Source organism: Arthrobacter pascens, assembly GCF_030815585.1.
In the GTDB taxonomy this organism is placed as follows: Bacteria; Actinomycetota; Actinomycetes; order Actinomycetales; family Micrococcaceae; genus Arthrobacter; species Arthrobacter pascens_A.
On record NZ_JAUSWY010000001.1, the window covers coordinates 2,257,323 to 2,274,304 of the forward strand.

11 protein-coding genes and 2 pseudogenes are annotated in these 16,982 nt (G+C 62.0%); 5 read left to right on the forward strand and 8 right to left on the reverse strand.

Going from position 1 to position 16,982, the window contains the following annotated elements:
- Nucleotides 1-284: 284 nt before the first annotated feature.
- A complete protein-coding gene (locus QFZ30_RS10510) occupies nt 285-638 on the reverse strand; it encodes a hypothetical protein (protein WP_307075945.1) in 354 nt (117 codons plus the stop codon).
- 175 nt (nt 639-813) lie between these two features.
- Between QFZ30_RS10510 and QFZ30_RS10515 the strand changes: the two genes are divergently transcribed.
- A complete protein-coding gene (locus QFZ30_RS10515) occupies nt 814-2,232 on the forward strand; it encodes a cation:dicarboxylate symporter family transporter (protein ID WP_307075947.1) in 1,419 nt (472 codons plus the stop codon).
- Nucleotides 2,190-2,602: pseudogene (locus tag QFZ30_RS10520) on the forward strand (nucleoside deaminase); the annotation flags it as partial. The gene QFZ30_RS10515 and the pseudogene QFZ30_RS10520, both read left to right, overlap by 43 nt.
- A 427-nt stretch (nt 2,603-3,029) precedes the next feature.
- On the opposite strand, the gene QFZ30_RS10525 reads toward QFZ30_RS10520, so the two are convergent.
- On the reverse strand, nt 3,030-4,832 hold the full coding sequence (locus tag QFZ30_RS10525; RefSeq protein WP_307075949.1) for a cellulase family glycosylhydrolase: 1,803 nt from the start codon (nt 4,830-4,832) through the stop codon (nt 3,030-3,032).
- Nucleotides 4,833-5,107: 275 nt separating this feature from the next.
- Nucleotides 5,108-6,484, reverse strand: coding sequence for an alpha-galactosidase (gene melA, locus QFZ30_RS10530; RefSeq protein WP_307075951.1), 1,377 nt, complete (start codon nt 6,482-6,484; stop codon nt 5,108-5,110).
- A gap of 90 nt (nt 6,485-6,574) precedes the next feature.
- Here melA and QFZ30_RS10535 point away from each other — a divergent pair, with 90 nt between their 5' ends.
- On the forward strand, nt 6,575-7,444 hold the full coding sequence (locus QFZ30_RS10535) for a helix-turn-helix domain-containing protein (protein ID WP_307075953.1): 870 nt from the start codon (nt 6,575-6,577) through the stop codon (nt 7,442-7,444).
- A gap of 419 nt (nt 7,445-7,863) precedes the next feature.
- On the opposite strand, the gene QFZ30_RS21995 is transcribed toward QFZ30_RS10535, so the two are convergent.
- Complete coding sequence (locus tag QFZ30_RS21995; RefSeq protein WP_373462836.1) at nt 7,864-8,133, reverse strand: GNAT family N-acetyltransferase; 270 nt, start codon at nt 8,131-8,133, stop codon at nt 7,864-7,866.
- A gap of 653 nt (nt 8,134-8,786) precedes the next feature.
- Between QFZ30_RS21995 and QFZ30_RS10540 the strand changes: the two genes are divergently transcribed.
- Complete coding sequence (locus QFZ30_RS10540; protein ID WP_307080432.1) at nt 8,787-9,092, forward strand: hypothetical protein; 306 nt, start codon at nt 8,787-8,789, stop codon at nt 9,090-9,092.
- A gap of 95 nt (nt 9,093-9,187) precedes the next feature.
- Here QFZ30_RS10540 and QFZ30_RS10545 read toward each other — a convergent pair.
- The 4 genes and pseudogenes from QFZ30_RS10545 to QFZ30_RS10560 form a co-directional block, all read right to left on the reverse strand.
- Nucleotides 9,188-9,325: pseudogene (locus QFZ30_RS10545) on the reverse strand (acetylxylan esterase); the annotation flags it as partial.
- Nucleotides 9,326-9,436: 111 nt separating this feature from the next.
- Nucleotides 9,437-11,038, reverse strand: a complete 1,602-nt coding sequence (locus tag QFZ30_RS10550; protein ID WP_307075955.1) for an alpha-N-arabinofuranosidase — start codon at nt 11,036-11,038, stop codon at nt 9,437-9,439.
- A gap of 495 nt (nt 11,039-11,533) precedes the next feature.
- Complete coding sequence (gene yicI, locus QFZ30_RS10555) at nt 11,534-13,753, reverse strand: alpha-xylosidase (protein WP_307075957.1); 2,220 nt, start codon at nt 13,751-13,753, stop codon at nt 11,534-11,536.
- Between the two features lie 9 nt (nt 13,754-13,762).
- Nucleotides 13,763-15,823: a beta-galactosidase gene (locus QFZ30_RS10560; protein ID WP_307075959.1), complete on the reverse strand. Its 2,061-nt coding sequence runs from the start codon at nt 15,821-15,823 to the stop codon at nt 13,763-13,765.
- Between the two features lie 155 nt (nt 15,824-15,978).
- Here QFZ30_RS10560 and QFZ30_RS10565 point away from each other — a divergent pair, with 155 nt between their 5' ends.
- Entirely contained in the window at nt 15,979-16,980 is a 1,002-nt protein-coding gene (locus tag QFZ30_RS10565; RefSeq protein WP_307075962.1) for a LacI family DNA-binding transcriptional regulator, read from the forward strand.
- Nucleotides 16,981-16,982 lie beyond the last annotated feature (2 nt).

Sequence of the window (16,982 nt, forward strand, 5' to 3'; positions counted from 1 at the left end):
TGTACACACGTCAAAGCAAAAACCCCTCTGACGAGGGGATCCACTGTGCCCGAGGTGGGACTCGAACCGCATTCCAACCCTTGAAAACACTGGGAACTCCAGAAAACATAGGCAAACCGAGCCAGTCCGGCCGATGTACGGCCCAGTACGAAGCCAACAGTGTGCACAATGTGCACACTGCGTTTCTGAGTCATTCTGAGCAGCACAGAGCGACTGCCGCGCTCCCCAACCAAGGGGCGCGGCAGCTTTGTTTTGTGCCGAAGGGCGTCGGCAGCAAGCCGTGATCAGGAAGCTGTGACCGCCGGCCTGTGAAGGACCAGCTTGGTGGTCCGCTCCGCGTAGGCGTGCGGCGCATCATCAAAAGACACCAGGCTGCTGGTGACCGTTTCGGCCGGGAAATTGTTGGCGTTGATCCAGTCCAAAAGTTCGGGGAGCACTGCCCGGGGGTGGGAGACGCCCAGGTGCAGCGTGATGTCGTTTGCGTACATGTGCATCAGGGGGACGCCGGTATTGGTGGCCACGTAGTAGCCCACTGCCGTGCAGACTCCCCCGGGGGCCGTGGCACGGATGGCCCGTCGGACGCCTGAGGTCCTGCTGGATGCCTCCACCACAATGTCGTATCCCCGCCGGTTGGGCACCGCCCCGTTCCGCGCCGGCCGGTGCGCGTTGCCGTGCGGTCGGCGTGATCAGGGCGTGATGAGGTTGTAGCGGAGGGAGAGGCCGGGGACTATCTCACGCGCACTAGCGATCCCGTTTACACAGTGGGACATTAGTAGACATCGAGTAGTTCACCGCATCTTAAGGAGGCTTTCGATGTCATCCTCGGCGCAGGTCCCTGCGGGCAGTGCAGCATCTCCCCCGGAGGCGAGGAAGAAGAAGGACAGGACCCATGTTCTCTATGTGTCGGTGATCGCAGCCGTCGTGCTGGGCGCTGTGCTCGGTCTGGTGGCGCCGGGCTTTGCACAGGCGCTGAAGCCGTTGGGCGACGGTTTCATTGCACTGATCAAGATGATGATCGCCCCGATCATCTTCTGCACCATCGTGCTGGGCGTTGGGTCGATCGCCAAGGCAGCCACGGTGGGCAAAGTCGGCGGTCTGGCGCTCGGCTACTTTATGCTAATGTCCACGTTCGCACTGGCCATCGGGCTCATTGTCGGCAACCTCGTTCAGCCGGGTGAAGGGCTCAACCTCCAGGGCGGTACCTTCGAAGCCGGAGGCGGGGAGGCCGCGGGAACCACCGAGTTTATCTTGGGCATCATCCCGACCACGCTGCTGTCCTCGCTGACCTCCGGCAGCATCTTGCAGACCCTGTTTGTGGCACTGCTGGTCGGTTTCGCCCTTCAGCGGATGGGCCGGTCGGGTGTGCCGATTCTCAAAGCGATTGGTTCGGTCCAGACGCTCGTGTTCCGGATCCTGGCGATGATCATGTGGCTGGCGCCCATCGGTGCTTTCGGCGCCATCGCCGCTGTCGTCGGGCAGACTGGCATCCAGGCGATTATCAGCTTGGCGACCCTCATGCTCGCCTTCTACATCACCTGCATTGTCTTCATCGTTGTGGTGCTGGGGACTCTGTTGAAGTTCGTCACCGGGGTCAGTATCTTCCGGTTGATGAGGTATCTGGCCCGTGAATATCTGCTCATTTTCTCCACTTCATCCTCCGAGGTGGCGCTGCCGCGGCTGATCGCCAAGATGGAGCACCTGGGTATCGCGAAGCCGGTGGTCGGTATCACGGTGCCGACGGGGTATTCCTTCAACCTGGACGGCACGGCCATTTACCTGACCATGGCCGCGTTGTTCGTCGCGGAAGCTCTGGGCACGCCGTTGTCCATCGGTGAGCAGATTTCGCTGCTGGTGTTCATGATCATCGCCTCCAAGGGCGCCGCTGGGGTCACCGGGGCTGGACTGGCCACCCTGGCCGGCGGTCTGCAGTCGCACCGGCCGGACCTGGTGGAGGGTGTGGGCCTGATCGTGGGGATCGACCGGTTTATGTCCGAGGCCCGGGCGCTGACCAATTTCACCGGCAACGCCGTGGCCACGGTGCTGATCGGCACCTGGACCCGGGAAATTGACAAAGACCAGGTGGAGCAGGTCCTGTCCGGTGCCTTCCCGTTCGACGAAGTCACGATGGACGAAGACCATGGCTATGAGGGTCCTCCGGAAGGCGTCCGGGAACACGAGGAGCACGAACGGGAGGCTGCCGGTGCGGCGGCGCCGCGCAAGGAGGAACGATGAAAGAACGGTCGCGCGTGACGGTGGTCATCGCGAGTGGACACAACGAACAAGTCCAAAACGGGGACCCATCGCGCACGGGGAAATGTCCGCACTTCGTGCGGCCGGCCGGCAGAAGAGTTACCGGGACACCACGCTCTACACCACCCTCGCCCCGTGTGCCATGTGCACCGGAACCATCATCCAGTTCAAGATCCCCCGGGTCGTGGTGGGTGAAGCGCGCACGTTCGACGGCGAGTTCGAGCTTTTGCGATCACGTGGCGTTGAGGTGGTGGTCCTGGATGACCAGCGTTGCGTGGACATGATGCGCACATTCCAGGAAAACAACCCGGACTTGTGGGCGGAGGACATCGCAGAGGACATCGTCGAGTAGGACTAAGGGCGTGCCACCTGGACCAAGGTCTGCGGCGAGATCCGTCAGGGGTTGCACCGGAGCGCGCCGTGGCCGGGCCGTTTGCGGGAGTAACTCACCGGCTATGGACAGGTCTGGATGTCTCCATGTCTTCCCAGTAGTGGCCGGTACAGGTGCGAAGCGAGATGCAGCCGAACGCAGGATTTTATCTCGCCTTGGCGGCCACTCCCCTGTTCGCTATCTAGTTGACGGAATCCCCATTATCGGTAGTTCACTATTATTAGGGGAGTGGCTTGAGAAGAGCGAATAGACTGGCTAGTTTCCCGCGTCAGTGAGCTTGCTCAGGGAGGGTAATGTCAGGCCTTTGTCCAGTGCCCATGCTTCCGGGTTCCAAAGAGCTGAAGCGGCGTGGGCACCCAGGTCCCCACGCCGCCTTGCAGATTGCCGCCTAGGCGGAGGTTCCGGTCACGGTCGTGCCGGACTTGGTGATCGTGTAGTCGATCGTGCCGCCGCCCCAGAAGTGGAAGATGAGGGTGACGGGCTCGTCGTCCCTGACCTCGTTGAAGAAGTCAGGGGTGAGGCTGATCGTGCCCGCATCGTAGTCGGGCCGGTAGGTCGCCCAGAACTCCTTGAAGGCGGTCCACGTGTGGGGTCCGGCGTTGGTGCCGTCGGCGTACTTGGCCTCCATCGTGGAAAGCTCGTCGCCGTTGAACTCGGTCGGGATCGCGAAGCACGAGGAGTTGCAGGCCCACCACTGGGACCAAGGTACGGGGTCCGTGGTCCCGGTGAGGTCGGCGATCTGCGCCGTGTCGTAGGTGATGACGTGGATCTGCCACGGCACACCGTCCGAGAAGCGCGCCTCGATCGTGCTGTTCACTCCGTACTCGCGGTCGCCGGCAAGGCGGGTGAGTGCGGCGGCGGTGAGGGTCAGCGTGTCGCCCTCGACGGTGTAGTCAGCGCCTTCGGCCAGTGCGGTGTCGCCGTGCCACAGGCCCTCGAACTCGAGGCCGTTGCGGTTGAGGGTGAGCGACTCGTCCGCGATGGTCCCGGCCTTCTCGAGGTAGATCGAGTCGAACGAGGCGGTGCCCGAACGCGTCGTCAGGCCCGAGTCCATGTACGAGTGCAGGTGCGGGTCGCGCCATTCGAGAGTGTGGCGGTTGAGGTACGAGCCGGCGTCCCACAGCATCAACGTCAAGTGCTGTTCCCGGGCCTGGTACATGATGCCTTCGAAGAGCTTCAGGAGCTCGCCGTACTGCTGGGACTGGGGGACGCCGGGGCGCGTGTAGTCGTAGCCGAGGACGCCCCACTCCCCGACGATGACCGGGATCTCGTTGTCGACGAAGGTGTCGTTCACACGCTGGAAGGTGTTCTCGAGGTCCTGCTGGGTCGCCTCGTCGTAGGTGGTGACCCCGGCGACGTTGACGCTGAAGGGCCAGAACCCGTAGAAGTGGACCGTGGCGGCGATCATGTCGTCGTCGAGGGAGTCGATGGTGGCCTTGAGCGCGTCCACGTGCGGCTGCTCGGAGTTGGTGACCCACGTCGGCAGCACCAGGAGCCGGTCTCCGTTGTTCCCGCCGGTGGCGCGGACGGCCTCGTAGAAGGCGACGTTGAGCGTGGCGGTGTGGGCGTCCTTGTTGGCCTCGTCAGTGGGGAACTGCGGTTCGTTGATGCTCTCGAACGACAGCTCGGACGGGTGGTTCTTGAACCGCTCGGCGATCTGGGTCCACATCGAGTCGAACTTCGCCAGCACGTTCTCACGGTCGTCCGGCAGCGCCTTGGTCCACATCTGGTCGTGCATGTTGACCATCACTTGGAGGTCGTTCGCGATCGCCCAGTCGACGACCTGCTCGACGCGGTCCAGCCAGGCCGGGTCGATCGTGTAGTCCGGTGCCGGGCCGGTGTACTGGTCCCAGCTCACCGGGAGGCGGATCGACTTGTAGCCGTTGGCCTTGATGGTCTGGAGGAGTTCCTCGGTGATCAGCGGGTTGCCCCAGGCGGTCTCACCGCCCAGCGCGTCCAGGGCGTTGCCGACGTTCCAGCCCGGCTGCATGGCCGCGACCTGCTCCATGGCAGTGACCGAGGTGGTCGGCTTGCAGAGGCGGCCGTTGCCGGTGCCCTTGTAATCAACCTCGCAGCCTTGGGCCGCTTGGGCGCTGACCGCGCCCAGGAAACAGGTCGCCAGCAGCGCGAGCACGGCGCCCATGACGGCGACCAGCCGCAGGCGGGTTCTTCGAGGGGGGTGCAATTTCACGTGGGACTCTCCTTGACATTAGAGATTTCTTGAACAAAAACGGTCCTCCGGGACATACGGGTTGCCGGCAGAGGACGCCAAATAACCGTTGCTGCATGGGAGCGATTGCTCCCAGCGACAAGTGTGAACGCTAACAAACCTTTGTGGTGCCCACGAAGGGTGAGTAGTCCTGGAACGCCCCAATGTTGCCGATCACCGGGATATAGGCGAAGACCAGGAGCAGGGCGATATTGATCGCGCCGAATACTCGGCGTGTAGTGATTACAAGCGAGTGATTACAAGCGCAGTGCTGCTGGCAGAAGTCCGGAATGCGCCTCAAGGAGCTCGTCAGTCATGGCGCGGATCTGATCGAGTGTGAGCAGGGCGCTCGTCAACGGGTCGAGCATCACCGCGTGGTACACGTGTTCACGCACACCGGTTAGCGCAGCTCTGAGGGCGAGATCCTGTACGCCGATATTGGTTCTGTTGACGGCTGCGAGCTGAGCCGGCAGGTCGCCGACCGCAGTGGGTTGCACCCCATTCCCGTCCACCAAACAAGGCACCTCAACGCAAGCGGATTCCGGAAGATTCCCGATCAATCCGTCGTTCGGTACATTGCCGTAAACAACGCTCGGTGTTCCCGTCACCATCGAGTTGATGATGCTCGCGCCGTACTCGACCGAGGTAGCGAGGTTCGCTTTCAATATTGAGAGCTGTACGTCGATGTCGCCCTGCTCATCATGGCTGGAACAGATTTCGAAGTAGTCCCAGCGTTGCGGAATGTATTCCAGAGTAAGGTCCGGCGACTTTCGGAAGTACGGCAGGTACTCGGACGCGTGATGACTGGACTCGGTCTGGAAGAACCCGAAGGCGTCCATAATCGTCGTGCGTACTTGTTCGTTGCCCCCCTCGTAGTTGCTGGCAGCTTCAGCGGGCTCGCTGTGATCACCGTCGTCCTTTGCGAGGCTGTCTGCCCCCTGGCCTCGGACGTGGCGGCTTTGCATGATCGCACGCAGGCCTGGATAGAGGTCTTCTTCGCCGCGGCGGAAACTGAGAATCCAGGCTTGATGGTTGATGCCGGCGCAGACAAAACTCACATCGTCGTAGGGAACATCGAGGGTCCGGGCCAGCATCCGCGTCGTCCCCTGGACACTGTGGCAGAGCCCGACGGCCTTAAGTCCTTTTGCGTTGAGGAACCCTGTCGCCATGGCCATCGGGTTGGCGTAGTTGATGAACTGCGCATTGGGACACAATTCCAGAGCATCCGCTGCGATGGCGTCATAGGAGTTGACGGAACGGAGGAATCGGAACACACCTCCCGGACCGACAGTATCCCCGACCGCCTGGTCCACACCGTATTTCCGCGGGATCTCAACGTCGTGCCTGTAGGAATCGATACCGCCGACTTGGAAGGTAATGATGACGAAGTCAGCATCGCGGAGGGCCTCGCGGCGGTCGATGGTCTCGACAATCTTGGTATCGAAACCATGGTGGGCTATAAGGGATCGGGCAGCATCAGCAGTGCGCGATAGCCGCTCCGGGTCAAGGTCCATCAAACACAGGGTGCTGGAACGGAGGGCCGGAAAACTCAACAGATCACCTATGAGGCGAAACGGAAACACGAACCCCCCGGCACCGATGATTGTAATTTTTTGGGAACAGGATGTTGTCATCCATCCAAGCTAGGCTGCATCCTAGAATCTCACTTCCGTTCCAAACGGCGAATGTTCCGGGATACTACGATGGCATGTATGTTTAGGGCCATGCCCGTCGAAACCCTGCTGCCAGAATCCCCTGACTCCGTCGAAATAACTGCATCCCGGCTCTCGGTATGGCGAGGCGAGGTGCCTTCGATGCCGAGAGCGCACCGGCACGACGACCTTGAACTTAATTTCGTTCTGGACGGCGCCTTGGAGTATCTGTTCGGCGGCTCCCGGGTCAGAATTGAAAGCGGCCAAATTGCGTTGTTCTGGGCGGCTACGCCTCATCGACTCATTGCTAAAGATGCGACGCCGAGCGACATCTGGTGGCTGCACATTCCACTTCCCAAGGTGTTGAGCTGGGGGCTTCCCAACCGAAATCTCAACGAACTCCTCATGAATCAACTGATCGTTGTTCCAGCAGCCGCTGTCGAGCGCAACTTAGAATCAATGTTCAAGTCCTGGACAAGTGACTTGGAAAGCTGCGAGGGCGAGACGATTGCGCTCCTTGAGGCGCATGCCGTGACAAGACGAGCGCTGCAACACCATTTGCAGTCAAGCTCTGATGCAGACGAAAATCAAACCCTTCCTGCCGCGACAGGTGACTGCATGATGCGCATTACTACGATGGCGCAGTTCATGACCACCCATTTCCGACAGAACATCTCGATGTCGGACATTGCCTCCTCCGCGCATCTAAGCCCAAACTATGCAATGACACTGTTTCGTGACATGGTCGGCACGACGCTAGGAAACTATCTCACTCGTTGCCGGGTTGCTGAGGCCCAGCGACTGCTCATCACGACATCAATGACAACACTCGCGATCGCCCACGCGGCTGGATTCGGTTCGCAAAGCAGTTTCTACGACCACTTCACCCGCCTGTGCGGATCCTCACCAGGTACATACAGGCGGCTAAGATCAATACCTTGACCTGAGCACTGGTTGGGAACCTAAATCAAGGGCCAGCCGCGTGATAAGCAACCACTTCAGAGGAAGGGTAGTGAGTTCCGGTCGGGCGGTGCCCGAGAGGAACCCTTCGCCACAGTGTGACAATGACCTAACTCCCGCACGACTCCGCCTTTCGAACGGTGGAACTGTCGAGGGCTACCTCGAAGGCCTTCGACGGCACTACCCGGCTACGCCGGCCGACGCCTTCGTCGACGTCGTCGATTTTCACGTAGCTCCGTCCGACTCCACTCACACCGGGGAAGCATAGAAGGCACCGCCCGTTAAGGATTCGGCGGCTTACGGGAATCAGGGGCGACATTTAGCGTCGCCAAAATGCCACCACTTAAATAGACCGGCACACGTCATTCCGGTTAATGAATCCTTTATTGAGCGTTTGTTGCTTAGGTGGCTCGGACCATTCGAACCGACCGCAAGTTGTCTTCGGTTCTCACCGCTCCATCGGTGACAAATCCATGTTTTTGGTAGCAGGCTTGTGCGCGCGGATTAGGGTCGGCGACCCAAAGGGCAGCAGGCGCACTCCGGTCGATGACCGCATTGAGTAGGGCCGTACCAACCCCCGAGCCATGGAACGCGGCATATGCGTAAAGGAGGTGCAACTGTCGCGCCTCGTCGGCCTCGTCAAGCGAGGGGCCTGACAATGGGGAGGACAAGCCCGAGTGGATGAGTCGGCTGCGGCAATCCCGGGTGCACTTCGGCGAAGTGAAGGTACAGCTAGGTTCACTTGCGTCCTTCGGTGATACGGTCGCGTACCTTGAGGTTGATTCTCCGCGTATCTACGATTTCACGACGTGCTCCTGCAGAGCATCAACCCAGCTCCGGGAGATGCAGCACGTTACTTCGAGCTCGACGGATGGACTCCCCATCTGACCCTCGAACAAGGCCGCTCGATCGACTTCAACAAGCTGCGTGCAGCGGTTGATCGGCTCGGGCATTTGCCGACATTCACTGTGGACACACTATGGGTCTGTCGTCAGGATCGCCCAGGTCAGCCTTACTACCCTGAAACGACTATCAATCTCCGGTAGGACAAAAGTATGCGCAGGATGAATCCGAGCCTCCGCTGACGTCCAGCGTCAGGTCCGAGCTCGGCGGAGTCTCCTCGCCTGCCCCGTCCAAGAATCGGGTCCGGGTTGGCTCAAACGCCGGCCTGGCGGGACCGGGTGTTCATGCGGGAACGACACTAACCCGAGTTCACACTGCAGAAATGCGGCCCGCCGCCTGCGGCAATCATCGAGGGTAGGCATCTCAGTCTCAGCAGGGGAAACATGCTCAGGACCCGTTGCGACCCGCTTCAGCACCGATCTTGGTCCTCGACTGTTTCGCGGAGTCGCGCTCCTTCTTCCCGTCGCCGTCGAAGGTGCACGAGGCTTTCTTCCAGCGCGCTGACTTCGCCGAGCCATTTGTGTTGGCGTGCTTCGGCGAGTCGTTCCTCGGCGTTGTTGGTCACGTCCTCCAGGCGCCCGGGTTGTGCATGGTCCATCTGCAGGAAGCGGCATTTGATGCAGACGTGTTCGTGAACACAGGGGGTTGCGTAGGGGCGGTGGCAGGTATCAAGGGCGACCCTGCGCAGGAGGAAGTGTTGTTCGAATTCCGCCCACTCAGTGTCTGATGCGGCCCTGGCTTCATGGCCGGGTCGGGTTTGCCAGCGACGTTCAATGAAGGCGTGGTGGGCCTGGATGACATGTTCCGGGAATACTGCTCCGCAGGCTCAAAGATGGCATCGAGGGGAAACATTCGCGCCTCCTCGAGGGTGGCATCCCAGAAAGAGTGGAAGTCATCCGGGGGCGTCACTGTTGAGGTGTGCGCGCGGAGCTGCTCGAGGGGAAGGTCAGAAAGAGGCATGCTGCTGTCCGGTCCTGTCGGTTTCTTGAGGGTTGTTGGTTGTTGGGGTTGCTGGAACTGGTGGTGATCCTCTGCGTCACGAGGGCAGGCTGCGCCGTCGAACGAAGCCGCTCAGCAGCTGAGGCAGGGTTTGCTGCCCGTGGTGGGAGCGGTGAGCACCGCGGCGGCAGCGGCGGCGACCTCGGGAGCCTGCCCGGCCAGCGTGCCGCAAATGGTCGCAAAGGAGTGCGCCGGCAGGCGGAGCACCAATTGGTCGTCACGCTCTTTCACCGCGAGAGGACGGGGCGCGACGGCGTAGGGGTGCTCGGGAACGTTGAACGCGGCGACGCTGTCGCCGCCGAGCACCAGTGCCTCCACCTGCTCCAACCGGCCGCCGCGCAGGTCCAGGACCACCTCGCTCTCGCCCTCCAGCTCCAGATTGGCCACGGAGATGAGCACCTGACCGTCCTTGGTGCTGGCGGAAGCTGTGAAGGTGGGGAGCCGGTCCCCGTCCAGCTCGTGCGGAGTGTCAAGGTCCAGGTGCGTGTGCAGCACCGCGGCATCCTGGTGCCCTGCGTTCATGGCGAAGACGTGGAAGGTGGGGGTCTTGACCAGGGCGCCGCTCTCCGGATCGGTGAGGAGCATGGCCTGCAGGACGTTGACAGTTTGGGCGATGTTCGCCATGACCAGGCGGTCCGCGTGCCGGTGGAAGGAGTCGAAGTGGATGGCCGCCACCAGGGCGTCGCGGACGGTGTTCTGCTGGTACAGGAAGCCGGGATGGGTGCCGGGCTCCACATCCCACCAGGTGCCCCATTCGTCCAAGACCAGGCCCACGGCCTTGTGCGGGTCATAGACATCCATCATGGTGGAGTGCATGGACAGGAGGGTCTCGATGTGCTGGGCGGACTTGATGGTCTTCCAGTACTCCTCCTTGCTGAACGCGGTTGCCGAACCCTTGGCATCCCAGTGACCGGACATCGTGTAGTGGTGCAGGGAGATGCCTTGGTAAGGCGAACTCTTGCGGCTGGAGTTGCCTTTGTCAGGCAGTGCCTCCATGAGGGCTTTGGTCCAGGCTACGTCTTCGTCGTTGGCACCGGCAGCGATCCGGTATACCTCGCTGCCGTTGTGATTCCGCACATAGGTGCTGTACTGGCGGGCCAGATCGGCATAGGCATCGGCACGCATATGACCGCCGCACCCCCAAGGCTCGTTGCCGATGCCGAAGAACGGAACCTTCCAAGGCTCGTCCTGGCCATTCGCCCGGCGTAGAGCGGCCATGGGGGAATCGTCCGCACGGGTGAGGTACTCCATCCACTCACTCATCTCCCGGACGGTCCCCGAGCCGACATTGCCGTTGACGTAGGCGTCCGCGCCGAGCATCTCGCAGAGGTCCATGAACTCATGAGTACCGAAGGAGTTGTCCTCCACAACATCGCCCCAGTGGGAATTGACCATACGCGGGCGCTGCTCACGAGGGCCGACGCCGTCAGGCCAGTGGTATTCGTCGGCGAAGCAGCCGCCCGGCCAGCGCAGATTCGGGATGCGCAGCTCGCGCAGAGCTTCCACAACGTCATTGCGGATGCCCCGGGTGTTGGGGATCTCGCTCTCCTCCCCCACCCAGAAACCGCCGTAGATGCAACGGCCCAGATGTTCAGCGAAATGACCGTAGACGTGGCGGCTGATGGTGGGACCTGCGATGTCCAGATTGACGATGAGGCGGGGCGAAGATGCCATGGTCAAGATTCTCCAAAGTCTATGAGTAGATTCAGCTAGTTTGATTCCCGGACGATGAACCGGAAGGGGGCCCCGGGCTCGAGCCCGGGGCGGGGGGAACGGTCTTTGATCCGCTCGGTCAGAGGAGTGAGCGCCGTGCCGACCATCCAGTCGTTTTCGCCGAGGAGGACCAGGGGATGGACTGGCTGAGACGACTCGCTCCTCTGGCCCGGGCACCAGGGCCGAGCGGCAGGACTGCACCCTGACGGACCTACACGGAGCACTCCGTCGCCGAGAAAGCCTTGCTGTGCCAGCGCGGCGGTCCGGACGGCTGCTAAAAGCTGTTCTGGCCGTTGCGCAGATCCAGCCACGATGCCTCATTTAGGCGGGTCCGGTCAGAACTGCCGATCGCTACGAGCTTTCCGGTCTGACTGGACGGAAGTTGCTTTGCGAATCGCCTGGCAATGTTTCCCGGGCCGAGGATTCCCCACCTGATGGTCTCTTGGACAAACTCCTTCATGACAAATTCCCTTGCGCTTGAACGTTCATGGATGGACTGCCTGCTGATGTGGCGACCGCCCGGCCGCCTTCCACCGTCACCTCAAACCGGGCAAAACCGCCGTCGGACTTCGGCACGGTGACGGTCCTGCGATGGCCGTCGACTGCGGCAAAGGCCTTGAATTCCAGCTCGTTGGCCCAGTCATATTCCGGCCTGTCGCTGACAGTTCCGAACGGCAGGACTGCACCCTGGCGGACGTACACTGCAGCCTCCATCACCGAGAGCGCCTTGCGGTGCCAGCGGGGTCCAGACAGCTGCTCGCCGCTTTCCAGATGTGTCCAGGTTCCCTCCGGCAGGTAGAAGTCCACCGAGCCGCCACTGCCCATGACCGGCGCCACCAGCAGCTCGGACCCCAGCATGTACTGCCGGTCAAGGTGGGCGCAGGCGGGATCGTCCGGGAACTCCAGGAACATAGGCCGCATCAGCGGGGACCCTGTCTGGTGGGCGTCCTCGGCTGTGGAGAGCAGGTACGGCATCAGCCTCATCTTGAGCTCGGTGAAGTGGCGCAGGACGTCGCTGGATTCGTCGTCCACCAGCCACGGCACACGGTAGGAGTTGGAGCCGTGGAGCCGGGAATGCGAGGACAACAGCCCGAACGCGATCCAGCGCTTGAAGAGTTCCGGTGCCGGAGTTCCCTCGAACCCTCCGATGTCATGGCTCCAAAAGGCGAATCCCGAGGATGCCAGGGACAGGCCGCCGCGGAGGGATTCGGACATTGCCGTGAAGGTAGACTCGCAGTCCCCGCCCCAGTGGACGGGCATCTGCTGCCCTCCTGCCGTAGCCGAGCGGGCGAACAGCACAGCCTGGCCTTCGCCCAGCTCTTTGTTGAGCAGGTCAAAAACCGTCCGGTTGTAGAGCTGCGCGTAGTAGTTGTGCATCCGCTCCGGATCAGAGCCGTCATGCCAGGCCACATCGGTGGGGATGCGCTCCCCGAAGTCCGTTTTGAAGGAATCCACTCCCTGGTTCAGCAGGGTGCGCAGCTTGTCCTGGTACCACGTGACGGCGTCCGGGTTGGTGAAGTCCACCAACCCCATGCCGGCCTGCCACATATCCCATTGCCAGACCGAGCCATCCGCCTTTTTCACCAGGTACCCAAGCTCGGCGCCTTCACGGAACAGGTGCGAGCGCTGCGCGATGTAGGGGTTGATCCATACGCACACTTTGAGCCCCCGCTCGTGGAGCCTGCGGAGCATGCCTTCGGGGTCCGGGAATGTGGCAGGGTCCCAGGTGAAGTCGCTCCAGTGGAAGGCACGCATCCAGTGGCAGTCGAAGTGGAATACGGACAGCGGAAGCTTGCGCTCGGCCATCCCGTCAATGAAGGACATCACCGTCTTCTCGTCGTAGTCAGTGGTGAAGGACGTGGAGAGCCACAGCCCGTAGGACCAGGCAGGAATACGCGAGGGCCTCCCGGTCAGCTCGGTGTAGCGGCGCAGAATCTCTTTGGGGGTCGGTCCGTGGATCACAAAATACTGGAGCTTTTGCCCCTCAACGCTGAACTGCGTCCGGGATACCACTTCGGAGCCGATTTCGAAGGACACCCGCTCCGGGTGGTTCACGAAAACGCCGTATCCGGCGTTGGTGATGAAGAACGGCACGTTCTTGTAGGCGAGCTCGCTGGACGTGCCGCCGTCCTCATTCCAGATGTCGATCGACTGTCCGTTCTTGACCAGCGGTCCGAACCGTTCGCCCAGGCCGTAGACGTTAGTGCCAACCCCGAGCGTCAGCTGTTCGTGGATAAAGTGCTTCCCGTCCTGGTCTGTGATCAGGCCGATGCTGCGGGGCACAGAGCTGGTCAGCAGCCGGCCGTCCCCCAGGAAGTCAACGTTCCAGTCGCCGGCTGTGTTGATGCGGGCGGTGAGGCCGCCGGTGGTGAAGGTGGACGTGCCGCCGTCGTTCCCAATGCTTACGTCCGCTGTGCCTTCCTTCAGCTCGAAGTGCGGGCCACTGTCCACGCCGCCCTGGAAGTGTTCAATGGTCACGCCGATGACATCCGGAAGCGGTGATTCGAAGGTGATGGTCAGCTGGGGGCAGTTCAGTGCATCGCCGCGGTCCGCGATCCTCCTCGTGGGCGCATAGACCATCAGCTTGTCCTGCGAAGCTTCCACATCTGAAACATCCCGCGGATGCAGCGCGGACAGGCCTTTACGGTAGAGCCAGTAGCCGTCCGTGAATTTCATGCTGTTCCTCTATTTCCCTAGTTCTTTGAGTACGAGAGCCCCGAAAGCCGGCAAGGTCAGGTGCTGGCTGTGCTCAGCGCCGGTGAGCAGGTCCACAGACGCCCAGCCGAGCTGGACCGCCTGCGGCAGGTTCGAATGGTTGAGCAGGAACAGGTGGCCGCCGCGGCTGGTCGCTTCCACCGGTTCCGGAAGCGGTGCAACCAGCGGGGAGGCGATGCCAGCTGAGTTCAGGGCTGCACCAAGAACCAGGTCCAGCGCCTCGGCGGGAAGGTCCGCGCCGACGTACCAGGCACTTCCTTCGCCTTTGCGGTTACGTACGACGGCGGGCTTGCCTTTCAGGCGTCCCTCACGAAAGAGCGCCACGGCCTCCGCGGTTTCCTCCCGGATTGCCAGGTCCTCCGCCCAGATACTGGCGTACCAGGATGCTTCAGCCTGTTCTGCGGGTACCGCGCTGCCAAACTCAACGCCTACGGGGGACGCGAGCGGCAACCACTCTTCGCCGTCCACCCCAAGAATTTCCGCCAGCACTCCCGGGAAGCGTCCGGGAACGAGATGTCCGTTTTCGTCCGCCACAGCACTGAACGGGCCCACCACCACGTGTCCGCCACGCTGCACAAACGTGCCAAGGGCTTCGGCGTTCTGCTGCCCGAGTATGAACAGGCTCGGCGCCAGGACCAGCTCGAACCTGCCCAGGTCCGCGGATGGATGGACCACTTCAACGGCGAGCCCCCTGCGGAGGAGCGGCGCGTAGTAGGCCTGGATCTGCTTCACCACTTCCAGCCGGCTGGTGGGGGTGTCGGGTGATTCGGCGGCCCACCAGCTGTCCCAGTCAAAAAGGACCGCGATCTTCGCCCTGGAAGGTGTACCGGCCAGCTGGCGCAGGGACTGCAGGTCATGGCCGAGCTCCGCAACTTCACGGAACACCCGTGTGTGTTCACCGGCCAGGGGTACTACAGCCGAGTGGAAGCGTTCAGCGCCGAAGCTGGACTGGCGGAACTGGAAATAGCAGACGCCGTCGGCACCACGCGCTATGGCAGACAAGGCATCCACCCGCAGTTCCCCCGGTTCCTTGGCCACGTTGTGTTCGCGCCAGTTCACCGCCGAGGTTGCGGACTCGATGAGCAGCCACGGTTCGCCGCCGGAGAGCCCCCGGCACAGGTCGTGGGTCAGCGAGCCCAGCCGGTGGGACTCCGGATCGGACGGGTCGGTATACCAGTCGTTGGCCACTACATCCGTTTCCTTGGCGAAGGAGAAGTAGTCGGCGCCGCGGAAGAACCCCATCAGGTTGGTGGTGATAAGGCTGGTGGGATCGTAGCGGCGGATGATGTCCCGTTCCCCGCGGTAGAGGGACAGCAGCTGATCAGAAGTGAATCGCTGGAAGTCCAGGGTTTGGCTGGGATTGATCAGATAAGGCGCGCGTCGCGGCGGCATGATCTCGTCCCAGCTGCCATATCGCTGGCTCCAGAAGGTGGTTCCCCAGGCGCGGTTCAGCTCCTCCATCGATCCGTAACGCCGCATCAGCCAGGCGCGGAATGCCAGCGCGCTTTCGTCGTCGTAACTGATCTGCCCCAGCTCGTTGCCCACGTGCCACATGGCAACTGCCGGGTGGTCGGTGTACCTTTGGGCCAACGATTCCGTGATGGCTGCCGCGGCTCGGCGGTATCTGGCGGATGACGGGCTGAATTGGTTGCGCGAGCCGTACCAGAGGGTGCGGCCGTCCGCGTCCACTGGAAGCGTCGACGGGTAATCGTGCCCCAACCAGGGCGGCGGCGATGCCGTGGGGGTGGCCAGGCAGACCTTGATGCCACCGTTGTGTAACAGGTCCAGGATGTGGTCCAGCCAGTCGAAGTTGCGGGCACCTTCCGTGGGTTCGAGCGTTGCCCAGCTGAACACCCCGACCGTGGCAAGGTTGATGCCGGCCTGCTGCATCAGCCGGATATCCTCCGGCCAGCTTTCCACCGGCCACTGTTCGGGGTTGTAGTCAGCGCCGTGGATGAGTCCCAGTGTCTCCGTCAGGGAGTCCAGGCCGCGCTTAGGCGTGGAGATGGGAGAAGGGCCAAAGTTGATCATGGTATCGAATCGCTTCAATCAGGGTTTGACAGTTGTGGGTGCCCTAGGCCGGAATGGTTGGGATGATCCAGTCGAATACAATCGAAAGGATGGGCCGTTTCGTACAATCTTTGTGGCTATGATGGTGTTCCACGCGCAGAGGAAGGGAGTGGCCGATGGCCACCATGAATGATGTCGCCAAGGCTGCCGGGGTGTCCACCAGCACTGTGTCCTACGTGCTGAGCGGCAAACGGACCATCTCCGAGGAAACTCGGGAACAGGTCCTGGCCGCCATCAAGGAGCTGGACTATAGCCCCCACTCCGGCGCGAGGTCCCTTGCCTCCAGCAGGTCCAACGTGCTTGGCTTGATGGTCCCCCTGCGGGCGGACGTGAACGTCAGCGTGATCATGCAATTCGTGGCTGGCGTTGTGACTACTGCCCGGGATTACAACCAGGACGTTCTGCTCCTGACCCAGGACGACGCCGATGGCATCCACCGGGTGACTTCCCAGTCCATTGTGGACGGGCTGCTCATGATGGATATCGAAGCGCGCGATACCCGGATCCCCCAGCTTGCGAAGCTCCGGAAGCCTGCTGTCCTGATCGGCTTCCCGGACGATCCGCAGGGCCTGAGCTGCGTGGATTTCGATTTTGCAGCCGCCTCCCGCACTGCCGTGCGGCACCTGACCGAACTCGGCCACAGGAGCATTGGCTTCATCGGTTCCCCGCAGGCCTCCCTTGAGCGTCACGCCACTTATGCCGACCGTGCACGCAAAGGCTTTGAGGATGCCTGCCAGGCTGCCGGCATCAACGCTGCCCTGAGGGCCTGCGAACCCACGTCCGGCGCCCTCGCCGGCGCCCTGGACGCCATGCTTTCGGATCACGAGCCGCCTACGGCCCTGGTGGTTCACAACGAAGGACTGCTCCCCCTGCTGCGAGAAGCCCTCGCCCTGCACGGGCTGCAGATCCCGAAGGACATCTCGGTTGTTGCCATCGCTCCCGAAGACGCGGCCATGGCCTCCGCCCAACCATGGACGGCAGTTTCCATACCGGCCCACGACATTGGACGCGCCGCCGTCGAAATGGTCATGGATCGGCTCAACTCGGACAAGCCTGTGGAGATCCGGCTCATTGTGCCTTCCCTGGTGCAGCGCGAAACCTCTGCGGTCCGCAGCTAGGA